Genomic DNA, 14,601 nt, shown 5'->3' with positions numbered 1-14,601 from the left:
GGCAAGTCAATTATCGCCTCGATTGCCAAGGGTCGCCGGTCGCCGCACAATCGCTGCGGCGAAGCGAGTGGACGAGGGGCGGATGTGATCAAACGGCGATGGATGACGATGCTGGCGGCGATCCTGATGGTCCTGCCGGCCGCCCTGACGGCCCGGGCCCAGGAAGCCCCGGACCTGCCCGAGCGCGACACGGTCGAGCAACGCCTCAAGACCCTCGAGGACGTGGCCAAGCCCGACGCCGGCCAGCAGCAGACGATGGACACCTTGAGCGCGGTCCTCGCCACCCTCGACAAGATCGCCGCCGTCGAGAAGGAACGCGCCGATCTCGAGCAACGCCTCGAACAGGCGCCGGCGGAGATCGAGCGGCTCGAGCGCTCGGCCAGCGAGGCCGACAATCGAGGCGTGCCCAGCGCCAAGGCGCTCGAGCAGCGCTCCCAGGAAACCCTGGAGGCCGATCTCGCCCAGACCCTCGATGAGCTGCAGAGCCTGCAGAATCGGCTCGCCGATGCCAACTCGCGGCTGATCGCCACCCAGACGCTGCCCGAGCGGGCCCAGCAGAACATCACCGAGGCCCTGCAGAAGCTCGAGGACCTGCGCCTGGCCGACAGCGACGCCGCGACGGCCGAGGATTCCCCCCAGGCCTGGCTGGACCAGGCCGAGATGCAGCTGGCGGAGAGCCAGTTGGCCCTCAATCGCCGGCAGCTGGCCACCAATACGCGCCTCAACGCGCTGGCGGAGCGTCGCCGCGACGCCCTCAACCGCCAGATCGACACCGTCCAGGATACCCTCAACCTGATGCAGGCGGTGCTCGACCAGCGACGTCGTCAGCAGCTCGAGTCGGCGGTGACCGAGGCGGCGAGCCGCGATCCCTTGATCGCCGCCGGCCACCCGGTGGTCATGAAGGCCCAGTCGCTCAATCGCGAACTCAGCCAGACGCTGCTCGAGGCGATCGATCGTCACCACACCTACGAGCGCGAGGGTATCAAGGTGCGCACCCAGCTCGATCGGGTACGCCAGGTGCAGCGCACCCTCAACGAGCAGATCGAGGCGATCCGCGGCAGCCTGCTGCTGTCGCGGATCCTGCGCGAGCAGCGCCGCGAGCTTCCCAAGGTCGAGGCCCTCGACGGCCTGCAGGAGGAGATCGCCGACATCCGCCTCAAGCAGTTCGAGCTGAGCCGTCAGCGCGAGGATCTGCTGGATGTCGAGGCGCTGGCCCGCCAGCAGCTCGACGCGGCCGGCGTCGAGGCCACCCCGGCGCTGATCGATTCCCTGGAGCGGCTCTACAAGTCGCGCCGCGAACTGGTCGATCAGCTCGAACAGGAATACGGCGAGCTGCTCACGGCGTCGATCGATCTGCAGCTCAATCAGCAGCAGTTGCTGTCGATCAGCCGCTCGCTGCGCGCGACCATCGAGGAACAGCTGTTCTGGGTGGCCAATCGCAGCCCGCTGAACCTGAGCTGGCTGCGCCACCTGCCGGCGACCGTCGCCGGCAACCTGGCCCCGGAGGCCTGGCGGCAGGAGGCGAACGCGCTCTGGCAGCCGCTGGGCGCCCGAGCGCTGTGGGGGGTGCCGCTGTGGCTGCTGGCCGGGGTCCTGTTGCTGCGCCGCCGGCCCATCAAGCGCCAGTTGCTGACGCTGCATGACGAGATCGGCCGCCTCAAGCGCGATACCCAGATGCACACCCCGCGGGCGATCGTGCTCAACATGCTGCTGGCGATCCCCTGGCCGCTGCTGCTGGGCGGTGCGGGTCTGGCGCTGTGGCTCGGTGGCATGGGGCTGCTCGCCCGGCTCGGCGAAGCCGTCCTGCATCTGTCGCTGGCCTGGGCGGTGATCGAACTCGCCCGCCGCTTGCTGGTCAGCGACGGGGTGGCGATCCGTCACTTCCACTGGCCGGCGAAGTACGCCGCCCGCTTGCGTCGCCTGCTCTGGTGGCTGGGTATGGCCCTGGTGCCGGTCCTGCTGATCAGCACGCTGGCCCAGGACGGCGGCGCTTCGCTGGAGTCGCGCCCGCTGGCACTGCTGGTGCTGCTGGCCGGGCTGCTGGCGATGAGCGTGGTCATCGCGCGGCTGATCCTGGCCCACACGCCGTTCTTCGGGGTCAAGGTGTTCCGCCTGGCGCTGGGGCTGGCCCTGGCGGCGGTGAATCTGGTGCTGGCCGGGCTGATCGTGCTGGGCTACGAGTACACCGCGCTGCAACTGGTCGGCCGCTTCGTGATCAGCCTCTACATCCTGGGCGGCTGGATCCTGGTCGAGGCCGCGGTGGTGCGCGGGCTGGCAGTGGCGGCCCGGCGTCTGGCCTACCGCCGGGCGGTGGCGCGGCGCCGCGCCCAGGTCCAGGAGGGCGCCGAGGGCGGCCTGGAAGTCGTCGAGGAGCCGCCGCTGGATCTCGATCAGGTCAATCAGCAGTCATTGCGCCTGTCGAAGCTGATCCTGTTTCTCGGCTTCACCCTGGTGCTCTATCTGGTGTGGGCCGATCTGCTGACCGCGCTTTCCTATCTCGATCACATCGCGGTGTGGACGATCACCCAGGGGGCGGGCGAGGCGATCAGCCAGACGCCGATCACCATGGCCGACGTGTTGACCAGCCTGGTGACGGTGGTGCTGACCTTCCTGATGGCGCGCAACCTGCCGGGGCTGCTCGAGGTGATGGTGCTGTCACGGCTGTCGCTCAAGCAGGGCAGTGCCTATGCCATGTCGTCGCTGCTCTCCTATGCCATCGTCGGCGGCGGGGTGGTCGCCGCGCTGGGCACGCTGGGGGTGTCCTGGAGCAAGCTGCAGTGGCTGGTGGCGGCGCTCGGCGTGGGGCTGGGCTTCGGCCTGCAGGAGATCTTCGCCAATTTCATCTCGGGGTTGATCATCCTCTTCGAGCGGCCGGTGCGTATCGGCGACACCATCACCCTGGGCAATCTGCACGGCACGGTCAGCCGCATCCGTATCCGCGCCACCACGGTCACCGATTTCGACCGCAAGGAAATCATCATCCCCAACAAGACCTTCGTCACCGACCAGCTGATCAACTGGTCGCTGTCGGACACCATCACCCGTGTGGTGCTGAGCTTCGGCGTCGCCTACGGCTCGGACCATCGCCGGGTTCACGCGCTGCTGCGCCAGGCCGCCGACGAGAACCCGCGGGTCCTCGCCGACCCCGAGCCGCAGGTGTTCTTCATGGCCTACGGGGCGAGCACGCTGGACTTCGAGCTGCGCATCTTCGTCAACACCCTCGGCGACCGGCTCTTGGCCACCGACGAGATCAACGGCCGGGTCGGCGAGCTGTTCGCCGAGCACGGTATCGAGATCGCCTTCAACCAGCTCGATGTCTGGCTGCACCGGGCCGATGGCACCGTCGCCCGGATCGAGAGCAGCGCCTCTCCGTCGGGCACGGCGCCGGGTGGCTCGCCGCCGTTGACCGATCCCGGCGCGGCCGGCGTCGAGGACAACGACGCCGGCCGCTGAGCGGGGCCTGTCCCGCGGCAGGCGATGGGATCCGTGCCCGGCTCAGTCGAGCCGGGCGTGAAGCAGGAATTCCCGGTTGCCGTCACCGCCGCGGATCGGACTTTCCCGCCAGGCGGCGAGCGTGAAACCCAGCGTGGCGCAGCAACCGCGGATGCGCGTCTCGACCTCGGCATAGGCGGCCGGGTCGGTGACGATGCCGCGGGCGTCGACCCGCCCCGGGCCCAGTTCGAACTGCGGCTTGACCAGCGACAGCAGCTCGCCGCCCTCGCCGAGCACCCGGGCCAGCTCGGGGAGGATCAGGGTCTGGGAGATGAACGACACGTCCATCACCGCGACCCGTGGCCGCTCACCGGCGTGGCGTGCCAGGGCGGCGGCGAGCCGCGTGTCGGTACTCATCGCCCGGGCATTCAGGCCTTCCAGGCAGGTGACGCGGACATCCGCGCGCAGGGCGGGGTCGAGCTGGTCGTGGCCGACCTCGATGCCGATCACGTGTCGGGCACCCCGGGCCAGGGCACAGTCGGTGAAGCCGCCAGTGGACTGGCCGACGTCCAGCACCAGCCGGCCGTCGAGGCGCAGGGCGAGATCGTCGAGCAGGGCCTCGAGCTTGAGGCCGGCCCGCGAGACGTAACGCTCCTCGGGGTCGTCGGCGATCGCGAAGCGGGTATCTTCCGGCCATTTCTCGCCGGGGCGGGTGAGAACGCGCTGGGGCGTGTCGGCCAGGCTCACCCGGCCGTGGCGAATCAACCGCTGGGCGCGGGTCCGCGAGCGTACCAGGCCCTGGGCGAGCAGCAACTGGTCGAGGCGCTTCATGGCGGGGTCGTCTCCTGGGGGGCGGCGGCGCCGATCGTGCCGCGTCGGAATTCGCGTGTCCAGCGTGCCAGCAGCGCCTCGCGCTTGAGCCGGTCGAGGGTGGCGAGCAGTCCCGGGCCGATGCGGATCGGCCGCAGGGCGTCGCCGAGCCGTTCGCGCAGGGCGTTGGCGGTGCCGGGGCCGTCGAGGGCCGGGTGGATCGCGCCCAGGGTGGTCAGTTCGCTGATCGCACGCTGCCCGGCCTCGCTCAGCAGGTAGTCCAGGAACCGCCGTGCGGCCCGGGGGTGCGGGGCATCGCGGGGGATGAAGGCCAGCCGCTGGGTGACCAGCGCATAGTCGTCGGGCACAGCGATCTCCAGGCCCGGATGGCTGCTCACGAAGTCCCGCGCATAGCTGCCGAGCAGGTTGTAGCCGAGCAGATAGCGACCGGCGGCCAGGCCCTCGAGCATCTCGCGGGTGGTGCCGACCAGGGCGGTGTCGACGCTACCAAGCGCGGCGACCAGTTCCCAGTAGCGTGGCGAAAGGCGGGCTTCCTCGATGGCGTAGGAGTAGCCGGCGCCGCTGAGCGTCGGGTCGTAGGTGACCACCCGGCCCTCGAGTGCCTGGCGGTGCTCGGTGAGCAGGTCGAGCAGCCCGGCGTGGCTGGTCACCGCGCCGAAACGCTCGGCGAGCTCGCGCCGGTAGACGATCACCACCGGCTCGAAGGTGATCGCGAACAGCTCATGGCGCCAGCGGGCCCATTCGGGCCAGGCACGGGCGGCGGGACTCTCCAGCGGCTGGGCATAGCCGTCGTTGGCCAGCCGGTATTGCCAGGGCATCGCCGAGGAGAGCACCACGTCGGGGCGCGGGTCGGTCTCGTCGTCGAGGAAGTCGCTGTAGACCGCCAGGGTGGTGAGGTTGTCGTAGCGCAGCGCGATGTCGGGGTTGCGGTGGTGGAAGTCCTCGAGCAGCGGCGCGATCAGCGGCGTGTCCAGCGCGCCGTTGATGGTCAGCGCCGTGCCGGTTCCGCCGGCCCGGGCCGGGTAGTCGAGCCGCGACTGGGCGCCGGCCGTGCCGGCCGGGGCGAGGCCCAGCAGCAGACTCAGGAACAGGGCAAGGGCGGCTCTCATTCGCGGTCTCCCAGGAACAGCAGGGTGGCACGCAGGCCCCGGCCACCATGGCCCTCGGCGAGGGTCAGCCGGGCATGGTGTGTGCGGGCGATGCCGTCGACGATCGCCAGGCCCAGCCCCGAGCCGTCGCCGGTCTCGGCGCCACGGTGAAAGGGGCGCAGCATCAGCAGGCGCTGCTCGGCGGGGATGCCGGGGCCATCGTCCTCGACCTCGAGGGTTGGCGGCAGGGCGCCGACGCGCACGGTGATGCGCCTGGCGCCATAGCGCTGGGCATTGTCGATCAGGTTGTTGAGTGCTTCCTCGAGCTGCCAGTCGATGCCGTCGATCATCACCGCGTCGTCGGGGGCCTCCAGGCCCAGGTCGATGCCCCGACGATGGCAGGCGGCCAGGGCATGGCGCGTGGCGCTGCGGGCGGTCTCGACCAGGTCGAGACAGGCCGGGGCGGGCGTGGCTTCGGGATTGTTGAGGCGGGTCAGCGACAGCAACTGCACGGCCAGCCGCGCGGTACGCGCGCTGGCGCTCTGAATCGCTTCCAGCGCGGCGCGCCAGGCCTGCGGGTCGTCCTGGCGCAGGGCCAGTTCGGCACGTGCCGAGAGCCCGGCGAGCGGCGTGCGCAGCTGGTGCGAGGCGTCCCCGACGAAGCGTTCCTGGTTGGCGCGCACGCGGCGCATGCGGGCCAGCAGGTCGTTGAGGGTCTCGCGCAGTTCGGCCAGCTCGCGGGGCAGCTCCAGCGCCAGTGGTGCCAGGGTGCGTGGATCGCGTCCGCGTATCGCCCGGCGCAGGCGGGTCAGCGGAGCCAGGGCGGCGCGGACCGCCAGCAGTACCACGGCCACCGCGAGCAGGGCCATGATCGCGATCCGGCCCAGGCTGCCGGCGAACAGCGACAGGGCGAGCCGGTCGCGACCCTCGCGGGTATGCGCGACGCGCACCTCGAAGCGCTCGCGCTGGCTCCAGCCCTCCAGACGGGAGGCGCGCACGCCGAGACGCAGGGCCATGCCGTGCCAGCGGATATCGCCGTAGTGCAACGCCGTGTCGTCCGATGCCGTCAGCCCGGGCAGCCGGGCGTTGCCGGTGATGAAGTTGTCGCGGTCGTCGTAGAGGGCGTAGAAGACCCGTTCCTGGGCGTCGGTGGCGAGCATGGCCAGCGCCGCCGGCGGCAGGTCGAGCCAGAGCTGGTCGTCCTGCCACTTGACCTGTTCGGCGATGGCCAGCGACGAGGCCTCGAGCAGGCGATCGAAGGCCCGGTCGGCGGCGTCGCGGGCGCTCAGGTAGGCCTGAACGAGCATCAGCGTGCCCAGCCCCAGCAGCGGCAGCAGCAGCCAGGTGGCCAGGCGCCGGTAGAGGCTGTGGGTGGCGCTCACGGGGTGGCCAGCAGGTAGCCGAGGCCCCGCACCGTGCGCAGCTCGACGCCGCTGTCGGCCAGGCGGCGCCGCAGGCGGTGGACGTAGACCTCGATGGCGTTGTCGCCGAGGCTTTCGCCGGCAAAGGCCTCCCCGGCGAGCTGGGCCTTGTCGACCGGCTCGCCGGCGTGGCGCATCAGGCAGCTCAACAGCCGCTGTTCGCGGGGCGGCAGGTTGAGCGGTTCATCGCCGAGGGTGAAGCGTTGCGCCAAGGCGTCGAAGGCCAGCGCCCCGACCTGCAATTGGCCGCCGCTCTTCTGGCGGCGGCGCAGCAGGGCCCGGACGCGTGCCTCGAGCTCGTCGAGGGCGAACGGCTTGGCCAGGTAGTCGTCGGCCCCCAGATCGAGGCCGCGCACGCGGTCCTCGATCGCCCCGCGGGCGGTGAGGATGAGCACCGGCGTGTCGCGATCGTGGCGACGCAGGGTCTCGAGCACGTCGAGGCCACCGGTGCCGGGCAGGTTGAGATCGAGCAGGATCAGGTCGAAGGCGTGCGCCTCGGCGAGGCGCTCGCGGGCCTGGTCGCCGTCGGCGAGGGTGGCCACCGCGTAGCCCTCGAGACGCAGGGCATCCTGCAGGGTCTCCGCGAGCAGGGTGTCGTCCTCGACCAGCAGCAGCCTCGTCACGGCGCGGCCTCGGCGCGTTCGGCGCGGGGCGCGTCGCCCGGGCGGCGGGCCAGTTCGGCCAGGGCGGCGTCCAGTTGCCGGGCGGCGCGTGACGGGTCGAGCCGCCCCGCGGGCCCCGACAGGGCCAGCCACAGCGCGCGTTGGTCGGCGTCGTCAGCGATCGGGCGGCAGACCATGCAGCCACCGGCGAAGTCCAGGGCCGGCGCGTCCGCCGTCGCCCGCCAGCGCGTGCCGGGGCGCAGGTCGTGACGCAGACCGCAGGCGGGCAGGGCGACCAGCCGGCATTCGACGTGATCGTCGTCGGCCTCGAGCAGTGCGGCGGTTTCGCCGCTGGCTTCGGCCAGCCCCTCCAGCACCGGCTGGATCCAGGTCTCGAGGCGGCGGTTGGGCAGGTGGCGGCGTGCCAGACGCACCGGCGACCGGCCCAGCCGAAAGCGCCCGTCGCGGTCGCGCTGCACGTAATCGAAGCGCTCCAGCGAGCCCAGCAGGCGCAGCAGGGTGCTCTTGTAGAAGCCGGTGGCGGCGGCCAGTTCGGCGAGCGTGAAACGCTCCTGCGGGGCATCGAAGACCTCGAGGATCGTCAACGCTCTTTCCACCGCCTCAACGCGGTCCTGTGCCATGGTGTCAGTGTGCCTCGTGCGATCGCGTGATCTGAAACATCCGTCATTGAACTTTGGTCGCAAGTCGTGGGATAGGCGTTGACGCGCTATGGTGAACTGCCTAGTTTCCACCCTAAGGAACGCCGTTCTTCCTTACAGAATTGTAAGGTGGCTGACAGCGTCCTGCAAGTGAGCCTTCATTCCTGATCCACTTTTCTCAGGGGACTAGAACAATGTCGATGAGAACGCCTCTCAAGTTTCTCGCCGCCGCGTCGCTGACCCTCAGCGCCGGCCTGGCGATGGCCTTCCAGCCGTCCGGCAAGGTCGACTGCATCGCGCCTGCCGATCCGGGCGGCGGCTGGGATTTCACCTGCCGCAGCGTGGGCAAGGTGCTCGAGGATCTCGATCTGGTGCCGGCCAGCGTCCAGACCACCAACATGGCCGGCGCCGGCGGCGGGGTGGCCTATGCCCATACCGTCAGCAAGCGCGACGACGATCCGCAGTTGCTGGTTGCGGCGTCCACCGCCACCACCACGCGTCTCGCCCAGGGCCAGTTCCCGGGCATGACGGCCGATGACGTCAACTGGATCGGGGCCGTGGGGGCCGACTACGGTGTCATCGCCGTGGCCAAGGATTCCCAGTACCAGAACCTCAACGACCTGATGGACGCGCTGAAGAAGAATCCCAAGTCGGTCAAGTTCGCCGGCGGCAGCGCCAACGGCGGCTGGGACCACCTCAAGGTCCTGATCACCGCCAACAAGGCCGGCGTCGAGAATCTGCCGAAGATTCCCTACCTGTCGTACAACAACGGCGGCGAAGCGATGACCCAGGTGGTCGGCGGTCACGTCGATGCCTTCACCGGCGACATCTCCGAGGCCCAGGGCTTCATGGAGTCCGGCGACCTGCGCGTGCTCGCGGTGCTCTCCGACGAGCGTCTGCCGGGCAAGTTCGCGGACATCCCCACCGCCAAGGAGCAGGGGATCGATTCCATCGGCGCCAACTGGCGTGGCTTCTACATGCCGGGCAAGGTCTCCGATGACGCCAAGCAGTACTGGGTCGACGCCATCGACACGCTCTACAAGAGCGACGAGTGGAAGGACGTCATGCAGAAGAACGGGCTGATGCCGTTCCATCCGGGTGAAGGCCAGTTCGAGCAGTACGTCAAGAGCCAGATCCAGGACATCCAGAACCTGTCCAAAGAAATCGGGCTGATCAAGTAATGCTGCGTCTCAACGACCGGGTCTTCGGTCTGCTGATGCTCGCCCTGGCCGTCGCGTACGGCTGGGGCGCCCAGCAGTTTCCCGAGCCGTTCGGCGGCGCCGAGGCCGTCGGACCCAAGACCTTCCCGACGATTCTCAGCGTGGTGCTGGCGGCCTGCAGTCTCTACCTGATCGTGCGGCCCGACCCCGGTAATCCCTGGCCGAAGGGACGCACGGCGCTGGAGATGCTGATCGCGGTGGCGGTGCTGATCGCCTATACCCTGATTCTCGAACCGGTGGGCTTCGTCCTGGCCACCATGCTGGCCATCGGCACCCTGTGCTGGCGCATGGGCGCGCCGCCGTTGCGTGCCTATCTGAGCGGCCTGATCGGCGGCATCGCGGTCTTCGCGCTATTCAACTACGTGCTCGAGCTGCCGCTGCCCTGGGGCGTGCTGGCCTTCCTGGAGGGACACTGATGGATACCCTCAATTACTTGATGGACGGCTTCGGCGTCGCCCTGCAGCCGCACAACCTGATGTTCGCGCTGATGGGGGCCTTCCTGGGGACCCTGATCGGCGCACTCCCCGGGCTCGGCCCGGCCAACGGCGTGGCGATCCTGATCCCGCTGGCGTTCACCCTGGGGCTGCGTCCCGAAACCGCGTTGATCATGCTCACCGCGGTCTATGCCGGGGCGATGTACGGCGGGCGCATCTCGTCCATCCTGCTCAACATTCCCGGTGACGAGCCGGCGATGATGACCTGTCTCGACGGTTACCCGATGGCCAAGCAGGGGCGCGCCGCCGAGGCGCTGGCGATCTCCGCGGTGGCCTCGTTCATCGGTAGTCTGATCGCCACCGTGGGCCTGATCCTGCTGGCGCCGCTGCTGGCCAAGTTCGCGTTGACCTTCGGCGCGGCCGAGTACTTCGCGCTGTTCGTGCTGGCCTTCGCCACACTGGGCGGCATTACCGGCAAGAATCCGGTCAAGACCATCCTCGCCGCCGCGCTGGGGCTGATGATCGCCACCGTGGGCATCGACCTGTCGACCGGCGTGCAGCGCTTCACCTTCGGTACCCTGGAGCTCTACGAGGGCGTCGATTTCATCATCGCCATCGTCGGTCTGTTCGCGGTTTCCGAGTTGCTGGTGTTCATCGAGGAGAAGGCCGGCGCCGGTCGCGAGATGATCAAGGTCAACAAGCTCTCGCTGAAATGGAAGGACATCCGCGAGATCCTGCCCACCTCGTTCCGCGGCGGCGTGATCGGTTTCGTCTCCGGCGTGCTGCCGGGTGCCGGCGCCTCGCTGGGCAGCTTCATCAGCTACACCCTCGAGAAGAAGATCCTGGGCAGCAAGAACCGCTTCGGTGAAGGCGATTCGCGTGGCGTGGCCGCGCCGGAATCCGGCAACAACGGGGCCTCGAGCGGGGCGCTGGTGCCCATGCTGACCCTCGGCGTGCCGGGCAGCGGTACCACCGCGGTGCTGCTGGCGATGCTGATCTCCTTCAACATCACGCCCGGGCCGCTGATGTTCACCCAGAACGCCGACGTGGTGTGGGGTGTCATCGCGGCGCTGCTGATCGGCAACTTCCTGCTGCTGGTGCTCAACATTCCGCTGGTCGGGGTGTTCGTCAAGCTGCTCTCGGTGCCGCCGATGTACCTGCTGCCGATGGTGACCATGGTCGCCTTCGTGGGGATCTACTCGATCAGCCACTCGGCTGTCGACCTGTATTTCATGGTGGCCTTCGGCGTGGCCGGCTACTTCCTGCGCAAGCTGGAGATCCCGCTGGTGCCGGTGATCCTGGGCATGCTGCTGGGCCCGGAGATGGAGAAGAACCTGCGTCACGCGATGCAGATCTCCGACGGTGACTGGACGATCCTGTGGAGCAGCCCGCTGTCGATCACCCTGTGGGCGGTCGCCATCGCCGGCCTGGTCCTGCCGGTGATCGTCGGGCCGATCCTGCGGCGTCGCATGAAGGCCGGCAACCAGCCCGACTGAGCGCCGAATCGATGGCGTCATTCGACGCCGAATGACAGACCCCGCCGGGTTTTCCCGGCGGGGTCTTTGCATGGTGGGTTCTTGGCGCGCGACATGCGGCCCGCGGCGCGTCCTGGCCGGCGGCGTCAGGCGGGGCCGGAATGGGCCTGGAGATCGGCAGCGGGGACCCGGTTGGCGCCCCAGCTGCGATGAATGTAGCCGATCACCCGGTCGAGCTCCTGCTGGGTGACGTTGGCCAGCTCACCGCGCTCAAGCGGGTCGTAGTGGAAGATGTAGAGGCGCGAGGCGAACTGCTCGAAGGGCAGTGAGGCCTCGCCGAAGCGTTCGCCGTGACCGGCGGTGCTGACCTTGACGTCGTCGCCCCAGTCCTGGCCGCTGTCGTTGTTGGGGTTGAAGAAGTAGGCGCGCATGGTGTCCTGCGGGTCGAGGTTGACGCGCAGCAGGGTGATGGCGTGCCAGCCGATGAACCGCGCCGCGCTGTCGGTGACCGCGATGCCCGCCGGCTGCGGATGGATCAGCGGCTGATTGCCGTTGTAGAAGGGGTGGTAGCTGGCGTAGAAGTGGCGCAGGAAATCCTCGAGCTGATCGAGCTGACCGGTCTCGACGTCGACGTTGATACGAAAGCCGCGCCCGGCCCACCAGCCGTGGAACTCCGGGTTGACCCAGCGGTGGGGGTCGCCCTCGCGGCCGATGCAGCGCCGACCCATCTCGGCGTAGATGCGGTCGAGATGCGGCACCACCAGCAGCGAGACCGGGTCGAGGTCCATCGGCAGGTTGGTGGCCACCCCGGAAAGGCTGGCCATCGACGACAGCGGCATGCCCTCGAAGTGCATGATGATCTCGTCGTCACGGGCTGCCCAGGCGACCATCTGCAGCAGATAGTCGGGGTCGTTGTAGGCCCACATCGACAGTGCCCTTGCCGACTGGCAGGTGGGGTTGTTGCCCTGGCCGACGCCCAGCGGCAGGCCCAGCATGCACAGCACCCCTTCGAGCAGCCGGGCCCGTGGCGAGACGGCATCGCCGTAGGCCATGCGCATGCGTTCCTGCGACCAGGCCGACAGCGGCAGGCCGATCTGGCGCCACAGCGCCGGCGCCACCGGCGGCTGGTAGAGGATGCCGCGCTCGAGCATCAGCGCCAGGCCATAGACGGCCTGCGGGGTGGCCGGATGCACGCCTTCCTCGATCAGCGCCTGGACCAGTTGCCGGTAGCACAGCAGGCAGTCGCGGCCGGTCGCCGACAGGCCCAGCGCCTCGGCGAGCAGGTGGTCGCCATGGTCGAGCAGGTGGCGCAGCAGCACCGGATGATAGGCCGAGACCAGGCCGGTGTCGTGCATCGCCCGGGCGAAGCCGGTGGCCTCGTACTGCAGGGCGTTGGCGTCCATCGGCTGGAGGCGTTCGGCATAGACCTCGAGCCCGGGGTCCTCGCGGCAGGCCTGGGTGGGGCCGAACAGGCTGCTGACCAGGCGGTCGGCGCCCTGGCCGCTGGTGCCGAGGTCGATGTCGGGGTTGGCCTGGCAGACGGCGATCTGGGTGATCATGCGCTTGACGGCATCGACCTGGATGGGGCGCTGCTGGAGGATGCGCCAGATCTCGTCGATCAACTGGTCGATGACGTGCTCGTAGCCGATGGTGTCCGCCAGGTGGGCGAACAGGGCGCGGGTCAGCAGCGCCAGCCGCCCCTGGGTCTCGCGTTCCGCCTCGCTGGGCGCAGTGAACAGTAGCTCGAGATTGATCGCCAGCACTTGTGTCAGGTAGTGATGCGCCTGTTCGGCCGAGATCTGCGGATGCTCGTAGGCCGCGCGTGCCACCGCCAGCAGGCGCAGTTCGCTGAGCGCCTCGAGCACCACGGTGTCGGGGTCACCGCTCTTGAGGGAATGCGGTGTCAGCGATGGAATCAGGATCTGGGGGTAGGCCCAGTCGGAGCCGTTGAAGACACCGGCTTCCTCGAGGGCCCGGGCGCGCCGCTCGATGGCGGCGCAACCCCCGTCCTGCAGCATCACGCGCTTGGCGGTGTCGAAGACCCGCCGGACCTTGCCGGGCTTGGCGAAGTCCCGGGCGTTGGCCAGTAACTCGGTCGCCTCGTCCAGCTTGGCCAGCAAGCCGTCCAGCTTGCCGGCCTCCGTGTCTTGGTCGCCGTTATGGGTCGTCACACGGACTCCTTGTCCCCGAGGATATGGCGCGATTATACATAGAAGTCGAGCTCTTCCTGATGCTTGAGCAGATCGCGCATGGTATGAGGGTCGTCACCGAAGAAGTAGACCAGCCCCCAGTGGGTGCCGAACGCCGTGCGCTTGGTCACGGTTTCCTCGAGCGGTGCGGTCAGTTCGTGGGACTCGAAGTAGGGGTGATCCTCGGTCTCCTCGGGGATTTCCAGGCGACTCACCACGCGCCGGCGCGGGTAGACGCCGAAACAGCCGGCATGGCCCTTGGCATCGACCACCTCCTTGGGGAAGAAGGCCTTGACCTCGTCCTCGGTGGTCTTGGGGTCGAAGACCATGATGGTCGCCTGATAGGCGTTGAAGCCGTAGGCGCGTTCGAGCAGCTCGAAGACCTTGAAGCCGGGCGGTCGATAGGCGACTTCGCCGAAGTACATCTCGCCATCGCTGGTGACGAAGTATTCCGGATGGATCAGCCCGAAGTCGATGTCGAAGGCCTTGATCAACTTCTCGATCTGCGCGGTGATCTGGGGGCGATATTTCTCGAGTTCCGGCGTGGCCGGGACGAAGACCGAGTAGCCCAGCGTCACGTATTCGGAGATGTTGAGGAAGGCGATCTTGCCGTCGTGGATCCACGCTTCCACGGCGAACTCCCAGCCGTCGAGGTGCGATTCCATGAGGACCGGAAATTCCTCCTCGGGGATGGTGTCGACTTCGTCCGGGGTCCGGATTACCCGGTGGCCCAGGCAGCCGGCCTTGTCGAAGGCCTTGAGGTGAATGGGGTCGTTGGGATCGCCGTCGAGCTTGAGCAGGGTCTGGTTGACGCGCTTGAGAAAGCGGATCACGTCCTCCTTGTCGTGGGCCTCCTCGAAGATGCCCACGCGGATCCCGCCCAGCTGGGCGCGCCGCTTCATGAGTGCCTTGTCGCGCAGCAGCAGGGCCTGGCCGTAGAGCCGGGGGTTGTCGAGCAGCACCGAGTTGATGGCGCCGGCCCATTCCACGGTCTCCTCGAACAGCGGGATCGCCACGTCGACGCCCATGTCGCGGAGCGTTTCGGCGATCTCCAGGGAGCGGTCGTTGAGGCGTTCGAAGTTCCATGACAGATACGGAATGTCATGCTGCTTGCAGTAGTCCTCCGCCCAGTCCGGGGCGACCACCACGTAGCGTCGATCGAAGTCCTCGGCGGCCTCGACGGCATTCAGGCTCCAGCCAAGCAGTGCGACGTAGCCCTTGTTGGGGTCCTTGTTCATGACAATGTCTCC

Annotated in this window: 11 protein-coding genes; 4 read left to right on the top strand and 7 right to left on the bottom strand. The window is 68.6% G+C overall.

The annotated features are described in order from the left end of the window. The first annotated feature begins 102 nt into the window (after positions 1-102). Positions 103-3,453 (top strand): mechanosensitive channel MscK, encoded by a 3,351-nt coding sequence (gene mscK / locus D0901_RS02455; protein WP_425256166.1) that lies wholly within the window; start codon positions 103-105, stop codon positions 3,451-3,453. Positions 3,454-3,495: 42 nt separating this feature from the next. On the opposite strand, the gene D0901_RS02450 is transcribed toward mscK, so the two are convergent. From D0901_RS02450 to D0901_RS02430, 5 genes are read right to left on the bottom strand one after another with little or no spacing between them, the layout of a single operon-like run. Further along, positions 3,496-4,263, bottom strand: coding sequence for a TlyA family RNA methyltransferase (locus D0901_RS02450; RefSeq protein ID WP_129138703.1), 768 nt, complete (start codon positions 4,261-4,263; stop codon positions 3,496-3,498). Further along, entirely contained in the window at positions 4,260-5,372 is a 1,113-nt protein-coding gene (locus D0901_RS02445) for an ABC transporter substrate-binding protein (protein ID WP_129138702.1), read from the bottom strand. Before D0901_RS02445 ends, D0901_RS02450 begins: the two co-directional genes overlap by 4 nt. After that, complete coding sequence (locus D0901_RS02440) at positions 5,369-6,733, bottom strand: sensor histidine kinase (protein ID WP_129138701.1); 1,365 nt, start codon at positions 6,731-6,733, stop codon at positions 5,369-5,371. Before D0901_RS02440 ends, D0901_RS02445 begins: the two co-directional genes overlap by 4 nt. After that, complete coding sequence (locus tag D0901_RS02435; RefSeq protein ID WP_129138700.1) at positions 6,730-7,395, bottom strand: response regulator transcription factor; 666 nt, start codon at positions 7,393-7,395, stop codon at positions 6,730-6,732. The genes D0901_RS02440 and D0901_RS02435 overlap by 4 nt, the downstream gene beginning before the upstream one ends. Next, positions 7,392-8,015, bottom strand: a complete 624-nt coding sequence (locus D0901_RS02430) for a helix-turn-helix domain-containing protein (protein WP_129138699.1) — start codon at positions 8,013-8,015, stop codon at positions 7,392-7,394. Before D0901_RS02430 ends, D0901_RS02435 begins: the two co-directional genes overlap by 4 nt. Before the next feature lie 212 nt (positions 8,016-8,227). On the opposite strand from D0901_RS02430, the gene D0901_RS02425 reads away from it, so the two are divergent. The 3 genes from D0901_RS02425 to D0901_RS02415 are packed head-to-tail and all read left to right on the top strand — an operon-like array spanning position 8,228 to position 11,183. Then, entirely contained in the window at positions 8,228-9,214 is a 987-nt protein-coding gene (locus D0901_RS02425) for a Bug family tripartite tricarboxylate transporter substrate binding protein (protein ID WP_129138698.1), read from the top strand. Positions 9,215-9,216: 2 nt separating this feature from the next. After that, positions 9,217-9,669, top strand: coding sequence for a tripartite tricarboxylate transporter TctB family protein (locus D0901_RS02420; RefSeq protein WP_203234782.1), 453 nt, complete (start codon positions 9,217-9,219; stop codon positions 9,667-9,669). After that, entirely contained in the window at positions 9,669-11,183 is a 1,515-nt protein-coding gene (locus D0901_RS02415; protein ID WP_129138696.1) for a tripartite tricarboxylate transporter permease, read from the top strand. The genes D0901_RS02420 and D0901_RS02415 overlap by 1 nt, the downstream gene beginning before the upstream one ends. Before the next feature lie 125 nt (positions 11,184-11,308). Here D0901_RS02415 and D0901_RS02410 read toward each other — a convergent pair whose 3' ends face one another. After that, positions 11,309-13,333 carry a hypothetical protein gene (locus tag D0901_RS02410; RefSeq protein WP_129138695.1) on the bottom strand — a complete coding sequence of 675 codons (2,025 nt, stop codon included), beginning with the start codon at positions 13,331-13,333 and terminating at the stop codon, positions 11,309-11,311. 32 nt (positions 13,334-13,365) lie between these two features. Next, positions 13,366-14,589, bottom strand: a complete 1,224-nt coding sequence (locus D0901_RS02405) for a carboxylate--amine ligase (protein WP_129138694.1) — start codon at positions 14,587-14,589, stop codon at positions 13,366-13,368. Positions 14,590-14,601 lie beyond the last annotated feature (12 nt).

The organism is Modicisalibacter coralii (assembly GCF_004117855.1).
In the GTDB taxonomy this organism is placed as follows: Bacteria; Pseudomonadota; Gammaproteobacteria; order Pseudomonadales; family Halomonadaceae; genus Modicisalibacter; species Modicisalibacter coralii.
Note: the sequence above shows the minus strand (reverse complement) of the source record. Positions and strands in the feature narration are given on the sequence as shown.